The organism is Pseudarthrobacter sp. 1G09, assembly GCF_050038305.1.
Taxonomy (GTDB): domain Bacteria; phylum Actinomycetota; class Actinomycetes; order Actinomycetales; family Micrococcaceae; genus Arthrobacter; species Arthrobacter equi.
The window spans coordinates 3,507,312-3,516,176 of record NZ_CP188306.1; the positions used below are offsets into that span (position 1 = coordinate 3,507,312).

The 8,865-nt window shown below is 68.3% G+C and carries 12 protein-coding genes; 8 read left to right on the forward strand and 4 right to left on the reverse strand.

Annotated features, from left to right (window positions below; genetic code table 11):
* The first annotated feature begins 206 nt into the window (after positions 1-206).
* The 6 genes from ACP3TD_RS16185 (at position 207) to ACP3TD_RS16210 (ending at position 3,602) form a co-directional block, all read left to right on the forward strand.
* A complete protein-coding gene (locus ACP3TD_RS16185; protein ID WP_426764003.1) occupies positions 207-536 on the forward strand; it encodes a PadR family transcriptional regulator in 330 nt (109 codons plus the stop codon).
* A 1-nt stretch (position 537) separates the two neighbouring features.
* A complete protein-coding gene (locus ACP3TD_RS16190) occupies positions 538-909 on the forward strand; it encodes a DUF1048 domain-containing protein (protein ID WP_426764004.1) in 372 nt (123 codons plus the stop codon).
* Positions 906-1,676 (forward strand): ABC transporter ATP-binding protein, encoded by a 771-nt coding sequence (locus tag ACP3TD_RS16195; protein ID WP_426764005.1) that lies wholly within the window; start codon positions 906-908, stop codon positions 1,674-1,676. Before ACP3TD_RS16190 ends, ACP3TD_RS16195 begins: the two co-directional genes overlap by 4 nt.
* Complete coding sequence (locus ACP3TD_RS16200; protein WP_426764006.1) at positions 1,676-2,440, forward strand: ABC transporter permease; 765 nt, start codon at positions 1,676-1,678, stop codon at positions 2,438-2,440. Before ACP3TD_RS16195 ends, ACP3TD_RS16200 begins: the two co-directional genes overlap by 1 nt.
* 109 nt (positions 2,441-2,549) lie before the next feature.
* Positions 2,550-2,957 (forward strand): hypothetical protein, encoded by a 408-nt coding sequence (locus ACP3TD_RS16205; protein ID WP_426764007.1) that lies wholly within the window; start codon positions 2,550-2,552, stop codon positions 2,955-2,957.
* A gap of 3 nt (positions 2,958-2,960) precedes the next feature.
* Positions 2,961-3,602 (forward strand): CDP-alcohol phosphatidyltransferase family protein, encoded by a 642-nt coding sequence (locus ACP3TD_RS16210; RefSeq protein WP_426764008.1) that lies wholly within the window; start codon positions 2,961-2,963, stop codon positions 3,600-3,602.
* 30 nt (positions 3,603-3,632) lie between these two features.
* Here ACP3TD_RS16210 and ACP3TD_RS16215 read toward each other — a convergent pair whose 3' ends face one another.
* The 3 genes from ACP3TD_RS16215 to ACP3TD_RS16225 form a co-directional block, all read right to left on the reverse strand.
* Positions 3,633-4,622: an alpha/beta fold hydrolase gene (locus tag ACP3TD_RS16215; RefSeq protein WP_426764009.1), complete on the reverse strand. Its 990-nt coding sequence runs from the start codon at positions 4,620-4,622 to the stop codon at positions 3,633-3,635.
* 37 nt (positions 4,623-4,659) lie between these two features.
* The gene (locus ACP3TD_RS16220) at positions 4,660-5,034 is read right to left on the reverse strand and encodes a cupin domain-containing protein (protein ID WP_426764010.1); all 375 of its coding nucleotides are present in this window, start codon (positions 5,032-5,034) and stop codon (positions 4,660-4,662) included.
* 192 nt (positions 5,035-5,226) lie between these two features.
* Positions 5,227-6,429, reverse strand: a complete 1,203-nt coding sequence (locus ACP3TD_RS16225) for a carboxylate-amine ligase (RefSeq protein WP_426764011.1) — start codon at positions 6,427-6,429, stop codon at positions 5,227-5,229.
* A gap of 289 nt (positions 6,430-6,718) precedes the next feature.
* On the opposite strand from ACP3TD_RS16225, the gene ACP3TD_RS16230 reads away from it, so the two are divergent.
* The gene (locus ACP3TD_RS16230) at positions 6,719-7,003 is read left to right on the forward strand and encodes a DUF1540 domain-containing protein (RefSeq protein WP_426764012.1); all 285 of its coding nucleotides are present in this window, start codon (positions 6,719-6,721) and stop codon (positions 7,001-7,003) included.
* Between the two features lie 223 nt (positions 7,004-7,226).
* Positions 7,227-7,952, forward strand: a complete 726-nt coding sequence (locus ACP3TD_RS16235) for a GAF and ANTAR domain-containing protein (RefSeq protein ID WP_426764013.1) — start codon at positions 7,227-7,229, stop codon at positions 7,950-7,952.
* A gap of 55 nt (positions 7,953-8,007) precedes the next feature.
* On the opposite strand, the gene ACP3TD_RS16240 is transcribed toward ACP3TD_RS16235, so the two are convergent.
* Positions 8,008-8,745, reverse strand: a complete 738-nt coding sequence (locus tag ACP3TD_RS16240) for a GAF and ANTAR domain-containing protein (protein ID WP_426764014.1) — start codon at positions 8,743-8,745, stop codon at positions 8,008-8,010.
* Positions 8,746-8,865: the final 120 nt, after the last annotated feature.

The following is an 8,865-nucleotide window of genomic DNA, read 5'->3' on the forward strand; positions in this document are numbered from 1 at the left end:
AATTTCCTTTCTGTTCGGAACGGTGGGGCCTGCTGCCCTTCCGTCCCGCGGACACTGCTGCCCGCAACTTAAGTCAACGCCTCACTGACGCCATCTTCAAGGGCAAAAAGGCCCGCCAAAGAGGCCCGGAAAAAATCTCTTGCGCCAACGGTACTCAGTGTTACTATGTAGTGGTAGTCAGCAACACTAAGTAGCGGGAGCAGCACATGGGCAAACAGATGACGGAGATGCTCAAAGGCACGCTGGAAGGCATCGTCCTGGCGATCCTGGCCACCCGGCCCGCCTACGGCTACGAGATCACCACGCGGCTGCGGGACCAGGGCTTTGCGGACATTGCGGAGGGCACCGTGTACGCGCTGCTGGTCCGCATTGAACAGCGCGGCCTGGTGGACGTGGAGAAGGTCCCGTCCGAGAAGGGCCCGCCGCGCAAGGTGTACTCGCTGAACGCTGTGGGCACGCAGGAACTTGCAGAGTTCTGGAGGACGTGGAGCTTCCTCGCAGAACGAATCGAACAGCTCCACCAGGAAGGTAACTGACATGGCCGCCAAATGGACCGAAGCACTCACCGGCCCGCTCGAGCAGAAGAAGCAGTACAAGCAGGCCAAGGCACGCCTCGATGCGCTGCCCGAGCCGTACCTCACCGCCGCCGCGGCCTTCAACAGGTACCTCATGTACTACGGCGGAGTTACCGAGGGCGACACCATGGTGCAGATGATCTCCGGCCTCGCCGACCTCTGGGAACGGGCCGCCATCGACGGCACCCCGGTGGGCGACATCGTGGGCAGCGACCCCGTGGAGTTCGCCGAATCGTTCGCCCAGGCCTATGGGGGCAAGCGCTGGATCGACAAGGAACGCGCCCGGCTGATCGAGGCCGTTGACGATGCGAAGAGGAAGGAATCCAAGCCATGACCGCGGCAGCCGCGCCGGAACCCGCCATCCGGGTGCGGGGCATCGACAAGTCGTTCAAGGACCTGCACGTGCTGCGGGGCATCGACTTTGACGTGGCGCCCGGGACCATCTTCGCGCTCCTCGGCTCCAACGGCGCCGGCAAGACCACCCTGGTGCGCATCCTGTCCACGCTGCTGGCAGCGGACGCGGGCACCGCCACGGTGCACGGGTACGACGTCGGCGCGGAGCCGGCTGAAGTGCGCGGGTCTATCAGCCTGACGGGCCAGTTCGCCGCGGTGGACGAGGTGCTTACCGGGCGGGAAAACCTGGTGCTGGTGGCCAGGCTGCGCCACCTGCCCGAACCGCGCGCCATCGCGGACGAGCTCCTGGCCAGGTTTGCCCTCACCGAGGCGGGAAACCGCAGGGCCGCCACCTACTCCGGCGGCATGCGGCGCCGGCTGGACATCGCCATGAGCCTGATCGGCAACCCGCCCGTCATCTTCCTCGACGAACCCACCACCGGCCTGGACCCGCAGGCGCGCCTTGAGGTGTGGCAGACCGTCCGGCAGCTCGCCGGCCGGGGCACCACCGTGCTGCTCACCACGCAGTATCTTGACGAAGCCGAGCAGCTGGCAGACCGCATCGCCATCCTGCACCAGGGCACCATCATCCGGAACGGGACCCTCGCCGAACTCAAGCAACTCCTGCCGCCGGCCACGGTGGAATACGTCGAGAAGCAGCCCTCCCTCGAGGACGTCTTCCTGTCCCTCGTGGGAAAGGAACTGTGATGACCACGCACATTCTCAGCGACACCCGTGTTCTCACCGGCCGCTCGCTGCGCCACATCCTCCGCAGCCCGGACACCATCATCACCACGGCGGTAACCCCGGTGGCCATGATGCTGCTGTTCGCCTACGTGTTCGGCGGGGCCATCAGCACCGGCACGGGCGGGCCGTACGTCAACTACCTGCTGCCCGGCATCCTGCTGATCACCATTTCCTCCGGCGTGGCCTACACCGCGTACCGGCTGTTCCTTGACTTGCAGGGCGGCATCTTCGAACGGTTCCGGTCCATGCCCGTGGCCCGGCCCAGCGTCCTCTGGGCCCATGTGCTCACCTCGCTTGCCGCAAACTTTGCCGCCGTGGCGATGGTGGTGGGCGTGGCCCTGGTAATGGGCTTCCGGTCCGGGGCGTCCGTGGCGGCGTGGCTCGCCGTCGTCGGGATCCTGGCGCTGTTCACCCTGGCACTGACGTGGATCGCGGTGATCGCGGGCCTGCTGGCGAAGACCGTGGACGGGGCCAGCGGCTTCAGCTACCCGCTGATCTTCCTGCCGTTCATCAGCTCCGCGTTCGTGCCCACCGGCTCCATGCCCGGCCCGGTGGCCTGGTTCGCCGAGAACCAGCCGGTCACCTCCATAGTGGACACCCTCCGTGCGCTCCTCGCCCAGGAACCAGTGGGCAGCGGCATCTGGACGGCGCTGGCCTGGCTGGTGGGCATCCTGGCCGTCGCCTACGGATTCGCGGCGGCCATCTACCGCCGGAAGTCCGGCTGAAGATTGCCGGTTGATCTGGTTCCCGTTGAACTGGTTCACCGTGGCCCGCGGTGAACCAGTTCGTCGTTTTGGACGTTTTATCAGTGTGGTCCTCCGAATACTGACGGCTGTGGCGTTGTTCATCGATGCCGGGGTGCACCTCTTCCTCGCCCCGGGCCATCAGGACGCGCCGCCCGGCGTCATCAGCCAGGGCACCTTGTTCCTGCTCGAGGCCGCCGCCGCGGTCCTCGTGGGGCTGTGGGTGGTGATCCGCGGCAGCCGCGCCTCCTATGCCGCAGCACTGGTGGTGGCCTTCAGCGCGTTCGCCGCCGTGATGCTCTACCGGTACGTTGATGTCCCGGCGTTCGGCCCGTTCCCGGCTATGTACGATCCTGTGTGGTTCTTCTCGAAGACCCTCAGCGCCGTGGCGGAGGGCGCCGGAACCATCCTGGCCGCGGCGGGCCTGGTCCGCAGCAGCCGGAGCCGGCGCGGCATCCCGGACGCCGAGCGTCATGGCACTGTGCGCCGGGATACTTAGATGGTGGAGACCATCGCAACCTGGCGTCCGACGCCGGCCGACCGGATCACCCTGGTCCGCGCCGCCCTGGCCGCCGCCTGCGCCGTGCTGGCCGTCCCGCCGCTGTTTGCCGGGCAGGTGCCGGGCCAGGTCCCCGGCCCGGGGACCGGCCTGCTCTTGGTAATCCTGGGCAGCACGGCACTCCTGCTCGACGCTGTGGACGGCCGCGTGGCGCGGCGGACCGGGACCGCTTCGGAGGCGGGAGCCCGGTTCGATTCCGCCACGGATGCCTTCCTGGTGCTGGTCCTGTCCGTGGCCACGGTGACGGTGGTGGGCCTGTGGACGCTGACCATCGGGGCGATGTACTACGTGGTGGCGGCAGCCGGGCTTGTCCGGCCGCACCTGGGTGAGCCGTTGCCGCGGAGCACGGCCCGCAAGTTGATCGGCGCGGTACAGCCGCTGGCCCTGCTTATTGCCTTGGTCACGGCATTGGTCCCTGGCATGCCGCCCGCCCTTGCTGCCGCCGCTCCGGCCGTGGCCCTCCCGCTGCTCCTGTTCTCCTTTGGCCGTGACGTCGTCGCGCTTGAACGGCGCCACGTTACGTCCGGGGCTGCGTCCCGAACGGCAACGCCGCGGGCGGCAACCGCACGCGGCCCCGCAGCCTGAAAGAGAGGGTCCGGGCATTCCGCCCGGGAATTATCCGTTCGGGCCGACGAACGCCCGGATAGCCTCGGCCATCCGTGGAGCCTGCGTCCAGTGCAGGTAGTGCCCGCCCTCGAGCGGCAGCACCTGGTGCCGCGCCACGTTCTTGAGCAGGTTTTCCGCCGCCGAGACCTTCTCCGCTGTCCGGTCAGTCTTTTCGTCGGCGATGAAGGCGAGGACCGGCAGGTCATCCGGGTACGTGACGCCCCGCAGCGCCGCGGCATTGTTGGCGATCCGGGCCGTCTCGTCCTCCACGGCCGGGTTGCCGAAGTTCCAGGACCACATCATGCGCATGCGCTTGAGCTCGTCGTCGGTGAAGGCGCTGCTGCCGGGATCCACGACGGCGGGGGCCACCGACGCCACGGCCCGCAGCAGCCCGGTGGCGGACAGGGCCCGGGCCCAGTTGAGGCCTGGCTGCGGCTCCGGAACAGGCCCGTCCCCGGGTTTGGGGATGCTGGCGTCGATGCCGATCACCGCAGCCACCTCGCTCCGGTACCGGTTGGCGTAGTCCAGCAGGTAGAAACCGGAGATGGAGTGACCGGCAAGGACGTAGGGCCGCGGAACCTGCAGCGCTGCCAGCGCTTCATGGAGTTCGTTGCTGATGTTCCCGTTGCTCCGCGGGCCGGCGTCCGGATCGCTGTATCCGTAGCCGAACCCCTCCACCACCGTGACGTCGAAGCCGTTGAGCTCACGGACCAGCGGCTGGAAGTCCAGGCCTGGGGCGGGGGTGCCCAGGCCGCTGAGCAGCACGATGGCCTGGCCCTGCTGCCCGTTCCGCACCACGTTCAGGCTGCCACCGGCCACCGCCACCCGCTCCCCGTACGGCTGGACGGTGGCCCGCTCCCGGGACTCCAGGAACAGGTTCAGCAGCGTGGAGGCCAGGACCAGGCCCACGACGGCGAGCAGGACGAACCCGGCGCGGCGCAACCCGCGCCGGGGCTTCTTCCGAAGCCCGGCGTCGGTGGCTTCCCTTAGGCGGAACATGCGCGGGGAGCGGGATCAGGCGGAAATCAGGCGCGGCTCACTCGGGCTTGGCGTACGCGGCTGCGCTCAGGATCTCGTAGCCCACGAAGGTCTCATCGCCTTCCACCCAGGCGTCATGGCCGGGCGGAACGGCGTAGGCGTGGCCTGCGCTGACAGTGGTCCGTGTGCCGTCGTCCATCTCGACGGTCAGTGTCCCCGAGGTGCAGATGCCCACGTGGTTGACCTGGCAGCTGTCCGTTTTGACCACGGTCTTCACCGTCTCTGACCAGCGCCAGCCGCGTTCAAAGGTGAGCCGGGCCAGGGTGGTGCCGCCAATGTGCACCACATCCACCACGGTGTTCGGGGGACGGCGCTTCTCGTCGGGTTCATCAAAGGATTTCGCTTCAAGCGCTGTGGCAGTTTCTCCGGCCATTTCATTCTCCAGACAAGGGAGCTTTTTCAACTGTTCGTCCGGGGCGCCGGGGCAGCTCCGGGATGGTTGGCCGCCCGCCCGCGGCGTTCAACGCCACAGTTTCCACGCCGGGCTTTCAACAGCCGCGCCGGCGTCCAGGCCGCACCAATGCAGGCCCCAGCGGTAACAGCGTGCGCCCAGGACGGGCCGCTGTCAATCCCCCGATATCCCCCGCTGCGCGCCCTGGATTCCGGACCCCACGGTGCAGTTGGCGGCGTCGTCCACCACGTCCTCCAGGTCGCCCGTCCGGTGCAGTACCTCGAGCTGGCGGACGGCTCCGGTGCCGGTGTGCAGGAGCTGGTCCGTCAGCTCCTCCACCCGCTGCAGGTCGCCCATGTCCTCCAGCGCCGCGCGGATATGGTGCAGGAGGGAATTGACGACGCCGAGGGCCGGCCCGGGCCTGCTGGTCACCGGATCCAGGAGTTCCCCGCGCAGCCCCCAGCGGCTGGCCTTCCACACGGCCAGCCGCAACAGGGCGGTGGGCACGGGCGCGGGGTCGGTTCCGGCCTTCCATTCGCGGGCAGCCGTCTCCACCAGCCCGCGGACGATCCCGGCCAGCAGCACGGTGTTTTCCGGCATCATGCAGACGTCGGCGATCCGCACCTCCACGGTGGGATAGTGCCGGGACAGCCGGGCGTCGAAGTAGATCATGCCTTCATCCATTGCGACGCCGGTGCTCACCATGTCGTGCACCAGCTGGTGGTAGGCGTCCGGGGTGCCCAGGATGTCCAGCGGCCCGGCGGACGGCCACCGGCTCCACACCTGGGACCGGTAGCTGGCGTATCCGGTGTCCTCGCCGTGCCAGAACGGAGAGTTGGCGCTGAGGGCCACCAGCACCGGCAGCCAGTTCCGGATCCGGTCCAGCACCGCCACCCCCTCTGCGTCCGAGTCCACGGACACGTGGATGTGGGTGCCGCAGGTCAGCTGTTCCCGGGCGGTCAGTCCGTACTCCTCCACCATGGCCGCGAACCGGCGCAGCCGTACCGGGTGCGGATCGCTCGGCAGGGGCGAGGTACCCAGGGCGGCCACCCGGACGCCCACATCCTCAGCGGCCCGCCGGGCAATGTCACGCCCCGCAACGATGTCCGCCTGGAGACCGGCAAGGGTGGAGTGCGGCGGGGTGACCACTTCGATCATTTCCTGCTGGAACTCGGCCGTCAGCACCGGACCGGCACTGGACTCGAACGGCCGGACGTAGAGGTCCAGCAGGGCGCCGGCCATGGGCACCGCGTCACCCCTGCCCGGGTCCACCAGCAGCAGTTCCTCTTCAACCCCGAAGGTCCTGGAACCGGGTGGTGCGGTGCCGTTATTCCGGACGGTGTCCATCGCCGTGTCCGCCGTTTCCTGCCCGTCCATGCCAGCCCTCCCGTTGGCCACGCCGTGGGTATCTGCTGGCGGTCGCTGCTTGCCGCCGAGAAGTACAGGATAAGCACCGGATCGGCCGGCGGGAAGGGTTCGACCGGCAAGCGCACCCGTTGGAAAGGGCGCAGCGGTCAGCGCAACCACCGGCCAGGGCGGCTCGGCCAGCGAACGCGGTCGGGTGCCAATTAGGCAAGACAATTGGGTCTTTTTGATTGGCCCACCCGGGTCTACGGTGGTCAAACGGAGCTGCCCGCCCGGGGTGGCCGGCCAAGGAGGACTTTCCATGACAACGCACGTCGCGGACTGCAGCGTAACGAACTGTTCCTTTAACGACCACACGAACTGCAACGCCGCCGCCATCACCGTGGGCGGGGACGAAAACCACGCCCACTGCGCCACATTCATTGAGGTGGGCGTCCACGGCGGCCTGCCCAAGGTGCTCGCCGACGTCGGGGCCTGCCAGCGCAGCGAATGCGTCCACAACGACCACCTGATGTGCCAGGCACCCGAGGTCCATGTTGGCCCGGGCCGGGACAACGCGGACTGCCTCACCTACGCACACGCCTGAGCCGGTAATTTCAGGCACCTGCACCGGGGGCGGCTTCCGCTCCGGGTGCATTGCCGTCCCCCGCCCGCCTCCCGCTGTACTTCCCCCGCTAACGCAGGTACATTCTGAATCGTGACGGGCACCAGGGCCTGTCCTCCCCGGCCCCCTCTGCACAGGCCGGCGCGAGTAGCCGCTGCAGTCCACCGGCGGCAATGGATGCAGACGCGGAACAGGCCTGCAGAGCATGAAGCGGCTCCCCCTCGACGACCTCTCGGACACCATCGCCCGCATTCGCGGACTGCTGCTGACCGAGGAAAAGGCAAGCCACGCCGTCGCCCTGATGGCCCGGGCCATCAAGGAAACCCTGCCGGGCCACCCGGAGGCGGGGGTGTCCATCCTGGACGCCGGCGGCAACCGGATCAGCAGCGCCGCCACCCATCCCCTGGTGGAGCAGCTGGACGCCGTCCAGTACGAACTCGACGAAGGTCCGTGCCTCACCGCATGGTCCGCCGAAGAAGTGGTGCTCGTGGAAGACGTGCACACGGACCAGCGGTGGCCGAACTGGCGTGCCGCTGTCCTGGACACTGCGGTCCGTTCCGTGGCCAGTGCTCCGCTGATGGCCGGCGGCCAGGCGCTGGGCGCCCTCAACATCTATTCGGCGCTGCCGGGTCAATACGACGGGTCCACCGGCCGGGTGCTCCCCCTGTTCGCCGGAACCGCCGCCACGCTGCTGGCGCACGTCCAGGGCACCGAGGTTCCGCTGCGGATGGCGGGCCACCTCAAAGCCACGCTCGCCACCCGGGACACCATCAACCGGGCCTGCGGGATGCTGATGGAGCGGCACGGCATCGGCCACGATGATGCCCTGGGCCGGTTGATCACCCAGGCCAGGAAATCCGGTGGCACCCTGGCTGAGGTCAGCGCCTTGCTGGTGGCCGGGGCTGCCGCTCCCGGGAACAACGGCGAGTAAGGCACCGTGGCGGCAAGCCGGCGTCGTACGTCCTGCCGTGCCTATGACCGCGGCGTCAGGAGTCGAAGTGGGTGCTGACGGTATCGTCGGCGGCCACCGAGGCGATCACCCGGGCAGCGACGTCCCGGAGCTTGATGTTGCGCGTGCTGGAGGCGCTCTTGAGGATGGCCATGGCCGTTTCCTGGTTGCACCGGTTCTGGCCCATGATGGCCCCGGCCGCGAGGTCGATGGTGGTGCGTGAAGCCATGGCGGCGGCAAGGTCGTCGCGCGCATCCGTCAGCTGGGCAATCCGCAGCGCAAGCCGCAGGGACTGGCTGGCTTCCCGGGCGAACCGTTCGGCGGAGGCAACGGCGTCGGCGGGGAACGCATCCTTGCCGTCGGAGTAGAGGTTCAGGGCTGCCCGTGCGTCATTGTCCACGGGGACGGGCACCGCCAGGATGGATTTGAGGGTTCCTTTGTTCACCGCTTCCAGGTACTTCGGCCAGCGGCGCTCGTTGTGCAGGTCCGGGACATGGATGGTGGTGGCCAGGCGGATGGCCGACAGGCACGGGCCGTCGTTGAAGGCGTACTGCACCTCGTCCATGGCCCTGGCGCGTCCATCGCTGCTGGCTGCCGTTGCTGCCTTCTTGCGCCGCACCACGGTGATGGAACAGGACACCTGCTGCCCCGTCGAGGAGAGCTCGGCTGCGGCCTCAACGGCCAGGTCATGGAGGAATTCTTCAACATGGGAACTGGTGAGCACCAGTTCGCCGAGGCGCTTGGCTACCAGCTCGTCGGTTCTGTCTGTGGCCATGGAGGGCTTCCTGGTGCTGCCCGGCACAGCCACCCACGGACTGAACCGGGACCCGAGCCGCCCAGGACCGGACGGCAATTAAAGCCTACTCCCACGGCACCGCTTCGGGCCCAGCCGCTG